Genomic DNA, 16,183 nt, shown 5'->3' with positions numbered 1-16,183 from the left:
TACGTTTGATTCAGGTAATGATGACAATCCAATTTTATTGAGTGAATTAAGTACAGAAAGAAGGCTAATTGTACCTTCTTAACCGTTTTTTATTTAATTTTACTTGTGATAAATCGTTCAATTCTCTTGTAGAGTGATGTTTGTTTCTATGGGTTAAATCCTCTAATTTTCTAACTGCAGCGCTAAATTCATTGTCGGAGATTTGTTTTGTAGCTAAAAGAGTACATAACATTGCATATGCAATTGGAGTTGTATCAACTATAACCTCTACATCCACATCTGAATTACCGCTATATCCAATTGTAGATAGACTTTCATTATTGAAGTCTATTGAGCGACCATTTTTTAATGAATTTTGCAAATTTATTCCCCACTTTCATAGAAAAAGAGTGGGATAAATTATATTACCCCACTAGTACTTATTAATAGTATTTCTTACGTTTCCTGTCATCGTCGTCTTCATCATCGGAAATAACATTAACATAAGAGTTGCCACTTTTAGTGATCTTCGCAATGTTGAAATTGCGGTTTTTGTTTTTTAAGTCATTGTCGTTATCATTATCATTATCGTTATCAACATGAATATCACTGTCGAAATCTACATCGGCTTTAGCTTTTGCATCTGCATCTGCTTTTGCGGTAGAGAAAAACTCTTGATTACCATCTTTATCAAATTTTCTCTTTGGCCTCCACATACAATTTCCCTCCTTTATTTTCGATTTAATATAATATATTCAATGTTACCCTTAATTGAGTTGGCAGTTATCTTAAGTCATTTGCTTGTTTTATTTTTAAATAAAAATAACCACTAACAATATCATAAATTGAGCCCTCCATATGAAATGAAGGGCCAGGAAATAACATGTGGAAAGACCCTTAACAGGTCTATAATAAAGTATTCAATTAGCCGTAAATTGTGTAGGCTACTTTATTAAATCAATCATGATAGCAATTAATCAAGATATAAATTTAAAGCTACAAATAGAAAGTACTATTTATGTGTGGATTGATTAAAAAAGCCCCTCATAAGAGGAGCTTTTTAGGTTGTGTTGGTGTGACACTGTGGGTAACTACATTATATAGTGCGCAATAACTAAGGATCAGCATTTATATAGCTAGTTCCTATTTCAAAAAGTTAGATTTTAAATCTAACTTTTTAGGGGTACCTCACCTTTAATTTACTAGTAAATATCCTCTGAGAATTCTACCTCCATTACAATATATCTTCTCTCTCGGCTTTGTAGATCATCCAGTATGCACCCACAGCTCCAATCACTGCCAGCGTCATTTCGACAGCAGGAGTTACAGTATATGTAGGCCCGTTATTCATGGAAATGGAGGTGAACTCGATAATGAAAACAGATACAATTGTCGTCGTTGGTGATTTCCGAAGCATTCCCAAAACAAGTGGAATCCAGCTACTCATCGTCTTTAAAACGGCATGAATAAGAATTTCCACCACTTGATTGGATATGATTGGGGAAGTAAGAGGTTCCTTGACGAAATCATATTTGACGTTTAACCCGATTAAGACAAGATTAATGAACAGATTGGAGATGATAATAATAACAAAGGTAACAAGCGAGATTAATGCCAGCTTGGATATAAGCAGCTTCTGTCTCCTAATTGGATAGGTGAATAGCACGGAGGTTGTCTTATTCACGTACTCACCGACAATTATTCGAGCCATTAGTATTGCAGCAAATATTACGAACGTAAAATTCACCATGGAACGAGTTAAATCAAATGCAACGTTGTAGGTTGGATGTATGTAGGTGTTTTCCACTGACCACTGTAACATCATCATCCAGACCAAAACCGTCATCACCAAGTTCGACACTATAACACACAAAAAATATCCATTCAGTTTGAATTTTTTTAATTCCAACTTTATTAGCGAAATCATGTATCCCCACTGCCTTGCAGAAGATTTAAAAAATAGTCCTCCAGCGTTTGATTCTTGCGTCTGATTTCTCCAATGTCAACTCCATTCAGAATTAGCGTTCGTACAATTTTTTCAGGTTGAGGTAAACTTAAATCATAGATACGAATTGTCGATTCATTTATCAATTTAAAATTGCACATTTCTAGCTTATTAGACAATATGCTAACTGCCTTCACGACATCTTTTGTCACCAATTCAATATACTCCGTCCAGTCCCTTTGGATGTTCTCCATTGCCACTTCTCGGATAAGCTTGCCTTCACGAATGACACCAATCGTATTTGCGATTAGCTCTAACTCCCGCAGTAAGTGGCTAGTTAGAAACACCGTCATTCCATATTCTTTACTCAATGCGGAAATCAGGTTTCGCATGTTCTTCAATCCAACCGGATCAAGACCATTGATTGGCTCATCCAAAAGTAACAGCTCCGGTCGGGTCGATATTGCCCGGGCTAATCCAAGGCGTTGCTTCATGCCAAGTGAATAGCTTTTTACAGTTTTGGCTCCTTCAACGGTTAAGCCGACCAGTGCAAGTGCTTCATCGATAGACCGGTGATCGTGATAACCCATGTATGCACAGTGTAGCTCCAGATTTTCCCGAGCAGTTAGCTTTTCATAAAATATTGGATAATCAATCAAGCTACCTATTCGCTTCTTAGATTTGCAGTCACCAGTTATAAGTCTCTCTCCGAAAAGTTCAATCACTCCTTCAGTTGGCTTCCATAAGCCCGTAAGCAGCTTCATGACCGATGTTTTGCCAGCTCCATTCAGACCTAAGAGTCCGTAGATTTCTCCTTTCTTAATGTGAAGGTTCACATCGGACAAGATGTTTTTCCCACTCAGGTTCTTGCTAAGTCTACTCGTGCTAACGACGTATGTCATGGTTAGTCCTCTCCTTTTAACGATTTTAATCGAATTGTAAATGTCGTTCGCACGAATGGATGACTTTTGAGCGTTATTTCGCCATGTAAATGTTCGACAAGACGTTTCGTTATTGTTAAGCCCAGTCCGCTTCCTTGATAGAGTCGGTTCCTGGAATCTTCGAGCGTGTACATGCGCTCAAATACTTTGTCGCTGTGTGATTCACCAATTCCTTTGCCACGATCCCACACATCTATATAGACATGGGAATCATCGTCGTGCAATGTTAGGCCGACGGTTAGACCCTCTTTTCCATACCGAACAGCATTAGAAATGAGGTTTTGCAATATACGATCCAAAGCTTCCTCGTTGCCCAATGCGTACATTGGTTGATCTGGTATATCAATGATGGCTTCCAATCCAGCAGATTCAATATCATTATAATAAAAAAGTAGATTATTTTTGCAAATTTCATTTATATTTACATAGGTTAGTGGCAAAGCTTTGTCCCCGGATTCCAAGCGGGCCAAGTCGAAGAACTTATTAATCAGTTGCAAGATCTCCGAAGTTTTGGTCTGCACTTTCAGAAGAGTCTGTTTCCTTGCTTCCTTCGTCATCTCTTTGTCGCACACGATTGTCTCAATTAAACCAATCACGACTGTGAGTGGCGTTTTTAAATCATGTGAAATATTGGCCAGCATTTTACGGATTCCAGCTTCCTTCTTTGCATGTTTGAGGAACTCCTCGTTTTTCTTCTCAAGCAGTCGGTTCAGTTCGACTAGAAGTTTTTTTAATGCTGGATCATTCGTGAACAGAAGTACTTTTTCGGTTCGATTTTCCTCTATAATTGTTCGAAGCTTGTCACGGATGTAAAAGAGATGGGCGTCTCGCCCCCTAGCTAACCTGTATTGTGAAATGTTGAACATAATTAGAGCTAAGATAATGCCAATTAGAATACCAGTCATTCAAAACTCCCCTAGCTTATATCCGATACCCCACAGCGTCTTAATATATTGAGGTTTCGAGGAACGATCCTCGATTTTGTCTCGTAGACGGCTGATTTGTACGTTAATACTATTCTCGTCGCTGTAGTATTCTTCGTTCCATACTGCACGATAAATATGTTCTTTTGTGAATACTTTATTCGGATTGCTGGCGAGTAAATATAAAATTTGAAATTCTTTGGATGTTAACATAATGTCCTGGTCATTTTTGGTGACAGTGAAGTCGTCTACATTAATTGTTAATTCTCCAACCTTCAATACTCGTGACACAGATTTTTTTTCGACAACAGTGGATGAATATTTTGTCGTACGACGGATCATCGCCTTTACTCTGGCCGTAAGCTCGATTAACGAAAAAGGTTTAACGATATAATCGTCTGCTCCGAATTCGAGACCTACTACTTTGTCCACATCATCATCTTTGGCCGATATAATTAGAACCGGGGTGGTGTTATATACTCTGACTAGCTTCAAAAACTCCAACCCGTCTAGCTTTGGGAGCATTAGATCGAGCAGAACCAAATCATATTGTTGACTCATGACAGCCTGTATCCCTTGCTCACCATCGTATGTACAGACAACATCGAATCCTTCCTTACGTAGATAATTTGCAACCATGTCACTGATAGAGTAATCATCTTCTACTAACAATATTTGTGTTTTCATACCCGAATTGTATCAAAAGTCAAAAAAATAGTAAATGAAAGGGAATTCTCCGTATCGGTCATTAAATCACTTATTTACTTTGAAAATGAACCTCCGGATATTTAGCCCCTAATTGTTTTAACACATTATCATCTGTTCCTCTCAAATACTGATCGAAGAATGCAAGCGTGAATTCATTAACTAGAAGATGAATTTGCACAGTATCTTCACCTTTTGCACGCATCAGTGGGCTGTACAAGTTAAGATCAGTAAAGCTAGTATGGTTTGAATTCGGAATGACCAAAGATAATGCACCACTTGTGACAACTTTTTCATATCTTGACATAAGGTCGTAAAAGTCTTTCTCAAGCGCTTCACGATTTCTTCCTGTCTGTTTTAAAATCTCTTCCGGAGTAATTTCATCCAGATCTGCCTCGAATCGATCCACATCTAGTGAGGACGCGGAGTACATCAAGAAAAGTGGCTTTTGAACACTCTTCTCAGGAACTGGTCCTCCAAACAGTGATCCGTCCATATTTATGGCAGCTTTTACGCGATCATCTTGCAATAGCATTCGATACGCCGTGGCACCTCCATAGGAATGCCCGAACATGCCAATTTTCTCGAGATCAAGCCTTCCCTTGAATTGATCGTCCTCTCCGCCCTTATCCAACTCTTCAAGCTGATCAAGTACGAAAGTAACATCTTCTGACCAAATGGACATCCTCTCATCGAACTCAGCAAGAGTGTTCGGTTCATCTTCAGTCGAATATTTCACTGTTCTACCATCTGGAAAAACCGTTGCTCCCGCATTATAAGTATGATCAATGCCAACGACAATATATCCACGACTTGCTAGTTCTTCAACTTGAAACGTATTCTGATTACGGTTGCCGGCATTACCGTGCGAGAAAATTAGCACAGGATAACGTTCCTGCCTATCAGACAAAATACCCTCAGAAAACGAATGCACACGGACAAGACCTAAATGGCTCATCATAAAATCAGGTAGCCCCATTAGTTGCGCCATTCCCTCCTCTTTTTCCGGCACATCTCTCATATATTGATTAGTCCTCTTCTCGCTCTCTTCGTTTGCTGGATACCAAACTTGTACCATCAACTCGCGCTTAGCTTCCGGATCTATCCCAAACGTTTCTTTGCGTTTTTCGTCCGTCCAATGATAGGATACTGTTCCTACCGAGTGAATTCCTGTTGGTTTCTCAAATGAGAATACAGGCATGACAATAGGTGGAATGATTGTGATTGCTAGATAAACAGTGAGTAGTACAGTTTGAATAGTCAATACATACCACTTTCTGGGTTTTATATTCTTTCGTTTGACATACAGATACGCCGTTAACAAAACAGGTGTTAAATAAGCCGGAATCATTCGCCAGCTTACGCCCTCTGCAACCATCTGTACAATTACCATAAAATATCCCACGGCCAAAGGCCAAAGAGATACTATGTTTGTGGAGGCTTTTTTCCTCCTTATAAACACCCAATACAATAATCCAAAATTAACAACGACAAGTATTATCTCTAAAAATCTCATATTATTATTACTCCTTTCTGATTTAAATCTTGCAACTGATTCAATTTCTATTGTAAAAGTAATACATGTCGTTTTTCTTTCTTCATTCTTACATATTTCTTTCATACGATAAATTTACCCCGATAATTTGGTACTCACCAACAACCTCAAATCTTGCTTTCTTTGCGGGGTACCGCCATATATCACCATCTGGGATGGGAGCGTATTAATTTTCTTGGAGAATATAGGTTTGATGCTAATAGATTACTAGCTAATTCTCTTAGACCCTTAAATAAAACTTAAACCAATAACAAGCCAAATTCCTTAACGTACAAGAATTTGGCTTTCATAATGTCGAAATTTGCTAAGCGTATAAAATTTTCGAAATGACGGTACCTTTTTATTGTAATTTTAGACCGATCAGTCTAAAATGAAAGTAAGCTAAATTATATTACTGGAGTGAGATGAAGATGAAACGCGTATTAGTAGCTGGGGCAACAGGTTACCTAGGGCGATATGTTGTAAAGGAACTTAAACAGGCGGGATATTATGTAAAGGTATTGGTCCGATCACCAGCAAAGTTAAAGCAAGAGGGGGCTTTCTCTTCCCCAGTTATCTATGAATTCATTGATGATATTGCTGTGGGGGATGTTTCCAAGGCAGAAACCATTCAAGGTATTTGCGCAGATATTGATTACGTTTTTTCCTCAGTAGGTATTACAAGACAAAAAGGTCATTTAACGTTCATGGATGTAGATTATCAGGGGAATCTGCATTTGCTGAAAGAAGCAGAGCACAGTAAGGTACAACGGTTTATGTATATAAATGCGCACGCGACTGAAAATTGTCCTTCTGCATTAATTAAAGCAAAACAGCTATTTGTAGACAAATTAAACAGAAGCTATGTTCCACATATCATCATCAATCCAACGGGTTATTTTTCTGATATGACGGAGCTTTTCACTATGGCCCAAAAAGGAAGGGTATTCTTGTTTGGCAAAGGAGAAAATAAAATGAATCCCATACATGGGGCTGATCTTGCGGAATATTGTGTAGCATCCTTTTCTAAAGAAGAAATATCACTCGATGTAGGAGGTCCTCATGTTTATACATATCGTCAAATGGCTGAACTATCTATAATGGCCGCTAACCCAAACAGTAAAATTACAAGCGTTCCACTGTGGCTTGTGAAAAGTATCTTCCCATTTCTAAGAATTAGTAATAAAAGACAATATGAATTATTGCAGTTTTTCTTTTATGTAATGACACACGATGTTATTGCTGATACCTATGGAAATACTGATTTACAAACTTATTTTGAAAATATGAACGTATAAGGAGAGCAACAATGTCTAATAAAACAAAACAGAGTCTTATCCAAGCTACCATTGATTTGATTATGGAGAATGGACTGGAAAGGCTTACGATTAACAAAGTAATAAAAAAGGCGGAAAGTAGTAAAGGCTCATTTTATTACTATTTTTCTAACATAGACGATTTAATGAAGGAAACATTTTTATATGCCTTAGAACATAGTTTAATTGATTTTTCTTACAATCCAGATAAACCTTTTAAAGAAAATATCCTTTCGTTTGGGCGCTATTTAATTAAAATGTCTACGGAAAAATCACCTGAACATGCGATTATGTTTTTGTGGATCTCCAAATCCTATCAAGATGAAAGCTATCGAAGACAATTTCAGGAGATGCGCAAACAAATTATCGAAGAAAATTCTGTTTCTAAGGATTTTCAGAAGGTATTTCAAGTGGATGTAGAATGGTTATACTTTATTGATGTTGTTATTATAGGGTTTCTTGTTCATTGCCTCCTTCATGATGATGAAGACATACTACTTTCCATCTGGAAACAGCTAACCAATCCTATCGTCTATGCTTCTAGAGTTTAAGTATGAACAATTGTCATCATCGAACAACGCTTCTCAAAGACCCTTAATCAAGTCTAGGTGGGGTCTTTTTAAAGTCACTTTTGAGAACCATAGCCTTACGTTTATTATACGTCAGCAAGTAGTAGTGAGTTTTGTGTAAGTATAGTAAATTAAAAGCCCTCACATTTGTGGGGCTACATTTTTACGCTCATCCAATTTCCAGCAGATTTTCAACTCAATTTACCTTTTACCACAACCCTTTTATCACCAGATAATGTACATGTCAATAGGGTTATCTCAGCTCCGTTATTCTCCAATACTTCCACTGCATCTTCTTCGACGGTCTTAATTTCTGTTACTTTGTAAGAATAACGATCATTGTCTGTTGTTAAAATGATTTCAGCACCTTTTTTGACATCTGGAAGGTTACGGAAATGTCGGTCTCCGCGATACCCCCGATGGCCAGCTATTGATATATTATCTGTATTTGGATCTTGATCTTCAACAATCTGAGTTAAACTAATTGCTAAGTTCTCTTCCGTGGTTGATGGTAATACAAACTCCTTTAAATGGATCGACGGAATTTCTAATTCATAAATACTTTTTAATTCTTCTTTCGAAAAGTTTATGTCAGGCGCCGTTTCATTATTTAATCCATCTGTTTTCAATAAATCCATTGCTTGTACAAGTTCTGCATTTTGTTTTGAAGTATACCAATCATAAGATAATGGCACGGCAATGAGTATAGCTCCTAAAACAAGTAATCCTAGCCCCATCCATAGTCTGCCTTTTTTCATCATGATTCGCCTCATTTCACTTCAACCTAAAGGAATAATGTTACAAAGAGGCCGAATCATCTAAGAGAAAAATGAACAACTAGAAAGGATGGCTCGTGCAACGAAGCTTCTCCATCCGTCACTTTCCGTTGGCGACTGGTGAGCTTCTTCGTGCTGAGGTACCTAACCGATGCCTTTTCTTTTAGATAGGGAAGGCTTCGGCAGCAATACATCGCACGTAGAAAAAAATCGCTCTTCTTTTTCAAGGAGGAGATAGAGTCGTACATTGTTCCACTCTAGAATGTTCGTGTATCTCAGCCTCTTTGTAATTTACTTATTTACTATTCTATTAAAGTTCCGCTTCTCATTCGTCTGATATGCGTATACAAAAGGAAACTACCTGATCCAAGAAATATCATACCGATTATAGCTAGATATCGTAACCATTCTTCCCCAGTTTGTGGTAGCTTATCTCCGAAATCTTGGCTAGGTGGCGTCGGTGGTGTATCTCCTTTTTCCATAGGGGTGTTTTCTACAATCACTTCTTTGTTTTTATCTCCTAATTCAATGGTGATATGAATTGGCTTATCTAATTGCACATAACCAGTAGGAGCTTTGATTTCCACTAATTGATAGTCTCCTGGTGTTAATCCCTTTACGATCACGATGCCATTTTCATTTGTTGTTATCGTTGTAATTCGTTCACCCTCACCGTCTAACACGTCAAAGACTGCACCTTCTAAAGTTGTGTCTGTGATCGCATCAACTTTGGTGATTTGTATGTCCGTTTTTAATAAATTGTTGCTAAATTCCAAGTATAGAGGCTCTTGTTGGTCAAAGACGATTTCAAATTCAATAGGAGTTTTATCCAACTGATAACCAAAAGGAGCTTTTGTTTCAATAAACGCATAATTTCCTGGCTTCAGATCATCTACAACTAAGACGCCGTTTTTATCCGTAGTAAGTTCCGTTTTTAGCACTTCGCCTTTTGCATCCACCAACGAGAATACAGCTCCTTCGAGCGTATCTCCCGTTTCACCGACTTTCGTAAGTTCGACTGAACCAGTACGTAGGGGATTCTCAAAATTGACTTTTGCTATTCCTTGTCCCAATCCAATATCAAATGGAATCGGTGTGGTATCTAATTCATACCCTGGGAGTGTTTCTGTTTCTACAAGCTGATAAGAGCCTGGAATTAAATTGTCAATGATAAGTTTACCTTTTTCATCTGTAACAAGGTTTTCTTGTAGTGTTGTTCCGTCGGCATCCTGCAATTCAAACACGACACCTTCTAACAGTTTTCCATCTTCTCCTTCTTTGGTTAACTCTAATGTACTTGGAATATAACTGTTTTCCGCCTCTAGTTCCAGCGTTTCTAGTTGATTGAATGCAATTTCAAATTCGATTGGGGTGTCATCTAACTGATAGCCAAATGGAGCTTCTGTTTCAATAAATGCATAATTTCCTGGTTTTAGGTTCTCAACCGTTAAGATACCCTCTTCATTCGTAGTCAATCCTGTTTTAAGCTCTTCGTCCTTTTCATTCACTAACGTGAAGACAGCACCTTCTAGAGTATCGCCCTCTTCACCAATTTTTGTTAACTCTACAGTCCCTGTACTTAATGGGTTTTCAAAGCTTACCTGCTTTGCTTCTGATTGACCAATTTCAATTTCAAATGGAATTGGTGTAGCATCTATGTCGTATCCTGGAATGGTTGCTGTTTCTACTAGCTGATAGTTACCTGGTTTCAAATGGTCAATCACTAATTTGCCATTCTCATCAGTAAGGAGCTTCTCTTGTAAAGTCCTCCCATCGGCATCCTGTAGTTCAAATTCTACGCCTTCTAGTAGTTCGCCATCTTCTCCTTCTTTAGTTAGTTCGACTGAACCGAGAGCATATGCATTTTCTTTACTTACTTCAATTTGGGCTTGCTGTGCTAATTCGATATCAAACGGAATAGGTGTATCATCTAATTGATATCCTTCTGGAGCTAGAGTTTCTACAAATTTATAGCTTCCTGGCAATAAGTCTTCAACAACAATAATTCCATCTTCATTTGTGGTTAAACCTGTTTCAATTTCTTGTCCATCCTCATTGAATAAAGAGAATTCTGCCCCTTGTAAATGTTCTCCTCCTTCTCCAAGCTTTGTTAATTGAACAGAATTATCTAGATCCATGTATACACCAACACGCGCTGGTTCTACCGGCTGACCTTGATCAGTAGCAATTGCGAATGAGTTCCAAGCAGCCCGTTCTGTTGGGTTAATGGTTTTGTCTAATACACCTTGATCTACTTCCGAAGCGTTAGGAGCTTCCATTGAAAAGTTAATAGTGATATTTTCACCCTCAATCCATTCAACCCCATCTTTCAGTTCTAACTTAAAGGAATGAATAGAGGACCAATCGTCAACCTCCGTTGCCAAAGTCCAATTAGGCTCTTCAGCCGAATCTGGGTTCGATAATTTCTCTGTAGATTCTGGGTAGTTCGTATTTCTGATTAAATCATCACGCTCTGGTGTCATAGCAGAACTATAATAAACATCTACTTTATCGACCCACGAAGCAGGAAGTTGAATTGCTTCCGTTAATTCTGGAGTAAATTGGCTCCCGCGATCAATGTTATCAGTTATCCCTAAATCATTAATAGATGGCATAACATCTATGAGTGTCATACTTGAGATGTCTTTTCCTGAAGTATTGGTTAATGTTAATTGGTAATCAATAGAACCACCTGGGACAGTGCTTCCAAAGTGAGTAAAATCTTCATCTAGTTGCCCCTTAACCAATTTCTCTGTTTGGATATTATACTGTCCACTAATATAATATTCATTGCCAGACTTTAAACGAGGTTGATCTGAATTACCATTCTCATTAAGGTCCTCTACATCCGTTTGTAAAACCGTATCCGTTAACCCAGGGCTTTCAACTGACGGTACGGTTAGTTCCTGATCTCCAGAAAAGCCGTAAACACTAAAAGAGAGTGTATTTGGTGCGCTTTCATCTATTTGAACATTAATTTCTGCGTATAACGAACTACCTGGTCGAAGCAGGCGGTCATTCCAATTAAATTTTACAAGTTGTCTACCACTATCATTATAGTTGTTGCTTATTACGGTATAGTCACCACCTGCTGCAGAAGTAGTATCTATGGATGACCTGCCGTCAGCATCTGTAAATTCCACTTCAGGATTATTAGCAATGTTTATTCCTGGTGGCAATAGTACTACAGTTTCTAATGGTTCATTCATAGCTAAAGTTGAACTGTCTTCAGTGTTTAAATTTACCCGCATTCGATTATCTCCAGGAGCCACATATGAGCCTAGCTGATCTATTAGCTTAACCCCAACAGTAGCTATCGGAGGCTGATCGGTTGGTTTTGGAGCAATCTGTGCAGATCTCGGACCTGCTAGAGGATCAGAATTATATTGGTTACTGAATGCATTACCATCTCCATCTACTCCATAAACATCCCATTCGTTGGTTACAGATCCTGTATAGCCAGGTTTGACTTCAAAAAAGTAATTAGGTCTGCCTACATTTAACATACCACTTGGAGCATAAGTAAAATCTAGAATAATATCGCTAACTTCATCATTTTCACTGATTCCTAAGTCCGCTCTATTATAAACAGTATCTAAATCAGCATTTTCAACTAGTAATTCCCGTTCACCGTTTACAACTGCTTCAATATTGAAAATAGGATCATTCTTTAAAGGCACTCCATTTGGATAGTCTGCATTCGGCCTATAAATAAATCCCCTAGGTGTTTCTATTTCTTTAAAAATTAGATTTGAATCTATATGATAACTAGTAGTATATTCTTCAAAATCACCTTGGGCACTTTCTGGTAAAGGAGCAATTCCGTGAGAAAAGCCTAGAAGAGCATCATCATAAACAATTGGATTAGGGTCCCTGTTGCTATTTGGAGCTATGTTTCCTTCACCGTCTAATGGACCAACATGTACCGGAACATACCAATTTCCTTCAATATCGCCATTTGCGGTATCAGAATCAACAATGGTTATACTATCATTCGTATTAACGTTACTCTCGTTATCACCAATAAATAAAGTATTAATAGCTACATTATTAGTAAGCGTTTGATTTACAGTGTTATTTCCTACAGAGAGAACCATCTCCATATTGGCATTAAATAATGAATCTTTAGCAGTTTCCTGGTCATCAAATGAAGGAGCATCGAAAGTCCAAATCAGTTGATTTCCATTTTGCTCAGGTTCAGGGCCGTTGATTGTTGAGTCATAAGATAACCCATCAGGTAATGTATCTATAACCGTTATTTGAGAATTTTCGTCAATATAAAGCTGTCCAGTACTGTTTTTAGGAATGTCTACATTTATTTCCCATACAGTTTGGGAGTTCGGGGTAGGTAAGTTTCTTTCATTACCTTGAACGTCCGTAAATCGCTTCGTGATATTTATAGGATTGGACGCATCTACTACAACTAAGGCATTATCATCAACTTTCTTTTGTTCGTCCGCTTCAAAAGAAGCACTTATCTCCAGTTCAGTCCCATCGGGAGTAAAACCATTGCTAGTTTGTAATTTAATAATCTTTTCATAAGTCTGGCCTGTTTTTAGCGTATCAAATTCGTAGACCAATCGATTGTTTTCAGAATCATAGATTGGTTGGACACCGGCAATTTCTAATTCTGATAGTTCTTGGTTAAATGTAATTGTTTCTAAAGTTGGCAAGTCAATAAAAATAGTAGCATTTGTGTATTCAGTTATTGATCCCGTAGTTTTAAAGACAAGTTTATATGCCGCATCATTTCCCGAAAGTACATTAGCATTTCGTGGAGAAATATCGATATCTACATTTAGATTGCCTGAAAAGGGGGAAATGGCTGGTTGCTCACTATTAACCTTTGATTCTGATTTGCTCTTATCAGAGGAGTCAGTTTTTGCTTCCTTTTGAACTAGATTCTGTTCCTCAGCAGTATTCTCTTTTTCTGCTTTTTCTTTTTCAGTATTCCCGCTTTCAGTATTCTGCGTTTTCTCCTCTTCTATCGGCTCGACCTTTTCTTCATCACTTGGACTTGCATTTTTCTGTTCTTTATCGTTTGAAGGTAATTGGAACGTAAAATCCTTCGTTGCTATTAATTTTTTTTTCCTTAAATCCTTCAATTTTAATAAGGTTTTCGCCCTCTGTTAAATCTTTAAGTGCAAACCGTATTTCTTTGGTGTTTTCTAAAGAATTTATGTTTAAGCTATGTGATTCTTTATTGTTGGTGATTGTAGCTTGGTCGTTTCCGACAAAATAATCACTATAATTCGAGTTCTTCGGATACGTAACGTTTAATTCATCTATTTCTTCACTTATTACTACTTTGAAAGTGGAGTTTTCGGTTGTCCCCTCTTTTTCAAGAGATACTGCTATATCCTCTCCAGCCCCAACACTACCAGCAGCCATAGCAATTGATTGACTAAATTGTGTGAATATCATAGAAAGAATAACCACTATGGAAAACATTTTTTTCATCCTGAATCCTCCAATCATAAATTTTATTACAAATATTTCACCAAGCGTAACACAGTTTTACAGATATTTGTTTAATATTTCAATCATTTTACAATGTTATAAAAATTAGTGTCGAATTTACTAATACTTTGTAACTATTTGTTATGATAAAGAGTATGAAAAATGTAATCTTATGGCATGAATACGGATGAGTTTTTGAATTTGTGAAATGGTCTCTTTGTTTTGTGTAGTAGCAGTTCATAGATACCAAATGTTGTTCGTTTTCCGTTAGGTATTCTTCAAGATATTTGTCTTTGAGCTCTAGCCGCTTAAGCACTCAGCTTTTCATCGTTGATTTCCATTGATACAATGAACCTACATATTTTATAGATGCCATCCATTAATAGATGGCAGATGCACTAAGTAAATTACGCAATATAATACTGTAGGAGGTTTTTTATATGAAGCAGAAACAGCTTATTTTAAATGAAAGACCAAATGGGCTACCAGATGAACGCACTTTCCAATTTGAAGACGTAGAAGTAGGCAACCCAGAAGCGGGTGAGCTTTTATTAAAAACATTATTTGTTTCTGTTGATCCGTATATGAGGGGGAGAATGTCAGATGGTCCGTCATATATTGAACCATTTGAGGTAGGTAAGCCATTAAATGGTGGCGTCGTTTCTCAAGTAATTGAATCAAAAAGCGATCAGTTTGACAAAGGAGATATTGTAACTGGACATTTGGCATTTCAAGAATACCATGTAGTTAGTGATAACCATGTACGGAAGGTTCAAACGTTTGGTCTGCGTCCAAGTGTTGCTCTAGGGCCACTGGGAATGCCTGGATTAACAGCCTATTTTGGTATGATGCATATTGGTGAGCCAAAAGCAGGTGAGACCGTAGTAGTTTCTGGTGCAGCAGGGGCTGTTGGGCAAATTGCCGGGCAACTTGCTAAAAGAGCGGGTGCTAAAGTCGTCGGTATTGTTGGTTCTAAGGAAAAAGCGAGGTATATTACTGAAATACTTGGCTTTGACGATGTGGTTGAATACAAAGAAGGAAATGTGGCTAAGCAATTAGCAGAAGCTTGCCCCGATGGCATTGATGTGTATTATGAAAATGTTGGAGGAGAGATTTCTGATGCTGTTTGGCCATTACTAAATACATTTGCGCGTGTACCGGTATGTGGTGCAATTTCTTCTTATAACTTGGAAGAAGGAGAGTATGATATAGGTTTACGTGTACAGCAGTACCTTATAAAATCAAGAGCGAAGCTACAAGGGTTTATTGTTGGTGATTTTCAAGCGGATTATAAAGAGGCATATGAGGTACTCGGTAAAGCTATTGCTAATGGTGAATTAAAATTTGAGGAAACAATTGTTGATGGATTTTATGCTATTCCAGATGCTTTTCTAGGCTTGTTTTCTGGAGAAAACATTGGCAAGCAGCTTGTAAAGGTTGCAGATAGTGAGTAGAGAAGCATATAAAAGAGGACTGTTTGTGGTTTTCCTTCTGTTAAATAGACAATCTAAAAATATTAAGCCAATGTGATTAGCTTATTCCCTTGTCTATTAATTGAATTGGCGGTGTACTTTCTTAAGTTCACCGCCATAAATGCAAACCTTAGCTCATTTTCCTAGCTCTCACAGACATACAAGTGAAGCTTAAATTATCGCTAAAAAATTCGAAGGTGGGCCTACATTAAAACCACTTTCATCGTGGATGATAAGCAGAACAACCTGTTTCTCGTAAGCATCAAGTAAACACTTCAACACTTCATTCATCTGGAATACGCTCTAAGCTTTATGAATAGTGAAAGCTGTATTTTCATCTTAATAAAGTTTTTGATTTCTAAATATAGTGACAGAATCATTTGGTTCATGTCGATTTTGTTTTGCTGTGGTTACTTTACCTTGTTTAGAAGGTATCCATTTTGCGTACAGAGATAGAGAAGGCACTCACCAGTTGATTGGTGAATGCCTTTTTTATAAGTTAAGAAAGTATAAAATCAGTGCAATGACTGCGTTAAGCCAAGTAGTTATTTTGAAATGTTTGA

The 16,183-nt window shown here is 37.6% G+C and carries 14 protein-coding genes; 4 read left to right on the top strand and 10 right to left on the bottom strand.

What is annotated here, in order from left to right; all coding sequences use genetic code 11:
* Nucleotides 1-64: 64 nt before the first annotated feature.
* The 7 genes from Q1A47_RS01735 to Q1A47_RS01705 all read right to left on the bottom strand — a co-directional run bounded on the left by Q1A47_RS01735 (nt 65) and on the right by Q1A47_RS01705 (nt 5,886).
* Nucleotides 65-361, bottom strand: coding sequence for a hypothetical protein (locus tag Q1A47_RS01735; RefSeq protein ID WP_051388262.1), 297 nt, complete (start codon nt 359-361; stop codon nt 65-67).
* A gap of 61 nt (nt 362-422) precedes the next feature.
* Entirely contained in the window at nt 423-695 is a 273-nt protein-coding gene (locus Q1A47_RS01730) for a hypothetical protein (protein ID WP_026680287.1), read from the bottom strand.
* 518 nt (nt 696-1,213) lie between these two features.
* On the bottom strand, nt 1,214-1,906 hold the full coding sequence (locus Q1A47_RS01725; protein WP_166530048.1) for an ABC transporter permease: 693 nt from the start codon (nt 1,904-1,906) through the stop codon (nt 1,214-1,216).
* The gene (locus Q1A47_RS01720) at nt 1,903-2,826 is read right to left on the bottom strand and encodes an ATP-binding cassette domain-containing protein (protein WP_166530047.1); all 924 of its coding nucleotides are present in this window, start codon (nt 2,824-2,826) and stop codon (nt 1,903-1,905) included. Before Q1A47_RS01720 ends, Q1A47_RS01725 begins: the two co-directional genes overlap by 4 nt.
* A 2-nt stretch (nt 2,827-2,828) precedes the next feature.
* On the bottom strand, nt 2,829-3,770 hold the full coding sequence (locus Q1A47_RS01715; RefSeq protein ID WP_166530046.1) for a sensor histidine kinase: 942 nt from the start codon (nt 3,768-3,770) through the stop codon (nt 2,829-2,831).
* Nucleotides 3,771-4,475: a response regulator transcription factor gene (locus tag Q1A47_RS01710; protein ID WP_166530045.1), complete on the bottom strand. Its 705-nt coding sequence runs from the start codon at nt 4,473-4,475 to the stop codon at nt 3,771-3,773. It lies immediately after the preceding gene.
* Between the two features lie 70 nt (nt 4,476-4,545).
* On the bottom strand, nt 4,546-5,886 hold the full coding sequence (locus Q1A47_RS01705) for an alpha/beta fold hydrolase (RefSeq protein WP_246484580.1): 1,341 nt from the start codon (nt 5,884-5,886) through the stop codon (nt 4,546-4,548).
* Between the two features lie 572 nt (nt 5,887-6,458).
* On the opposite strand from Q1A47_RS01705, the gene Q1A47_RS01700 reads away from it, so the two are divergent.
* Both Q1A47_RS01700 and Q1A47_RS01695 read left to right on the top strand, forming a co-directional pair.
* Nucleotides 6,459-7,325 (top strand): SDR family oxidoreductase, encoded by an 867-nt coding sequence (locus Q1A47_RS01700; RefSeq protein ID WP_162986335.1) that lies wholly within the window; start codon nt 6,459-6,461, stop codon nt 7,323-7,325.
* Between the two features lie 11 nt (nt 7,326-7,336).
* Nucleotides 7,337-7,894 (top strand): TetR/AcrR family transcriptional regulator, encoded by a 558-nt coding sequence (locus Q1A47_RS01695; protein WP_166530043.1) that lies wholly within the window; start codon nt 7,337-7,339, stop codon nt 7,892-7,894.
* Nucleotides 7,895-8,103: 209 nt separating this feature from the next.
* Here Q1A47_RS01695 and Q1A47_RS01690 read toward each other — a convergent pair whose 3' ends face one another.
* The 3 genes from Q1A47_RS01690 to Q1A47_RS01680 all read right to left on the bottom strand — a co-directional run bounded on the left by Q1A47_RS01690 (nt 8,104) and on the right by Q1A47_RS01680 (nt 14,148).
* Nucleotides 8,104-8,670 carry a class D sortase gene (locus Q1A47_RS01690; RefSeq protein ID WP_299630048.1) on the bottom strand — a complete coding sequence of 189 codons (567 nt, stop codon included), beginning with the start codon at nt 8,668-8,670 and terminating at the stop codon, nt 8,104-8,106.
* A gap of 320 nt (nt 8,671-8,990) precedes the next feature.
* Nucleotides 8,991-13,793 carry a SpaA isopeptide-forming pilin-related protein gene (locus tag Q1A47_RS01685; protein WP_166530042.1) on the bottom strand — a complete coding sequence of 1,601 codons (4,803 nt, stop codon included), beginning with the start codon at nt 13,791-13,793 and terminating at the stop codon, nt 8,991-8,993.
* Nucleotides 13,723-14,148 (bottom strand): adhesive domain-containing protein, encoded by a 426-nt coding sequence (locus tag Q1A47_RS01680; RefSeq protein WP_166530041.1) that lies wholly within the window; start codon nt 14,146-14,148, stop codon nt 13,723-13,725. Before Q1A47_RS01680 ends, Q1A47_RS01685 begins: the two co-directional genes overlap by 71 nt.
* Before the next feature lie 440 nt (nt 14,149-14,588).
* Here Q1A47_RS01680 and Q1A47_RS01675 point away from each other — a divergent pair, with 440 nt between their 5' ends.
* Both Q1A47_RS01675 and Q1A47_RS01670 read left to right on the top strand, forming a co-directional pair.
* Nucleotides 14,589-15,602 carry an NADP-dependent oxidoreductase gene (locus Q1A47_RS01675; RefSeq protein WP_026680297.1) on the top strand — a complete coding sequence of 338 codons (1,014 nt, stop codon included), beginning with the start codon at nt 14,589-14,591 and terminating at the stop codon, nt 15,600-15,602.
* A gap of 385 nt (nt 15,603-15,987) precedes the next feature.
* The coding region (locus Q1A47_RS01670) for a hypothetical protein (protein WP_299630028.1) at nt 15,988-16,183 on the top strand (196 nt) is incomplete at its 3' end.

This window comes from uncultured Virgibacillus sp., from assembly GCF_947495635.1.
GTDB lineage: Bacteria > Bacillota > Bacilli > Bacillales > Amphibacillaceae > Virgibacillus > Virgibacillus salarius.
Note: the sequence above shows the minus strand (reverse complement) of the source record. Positions and strands in the feature narration are given on the sequence as shown.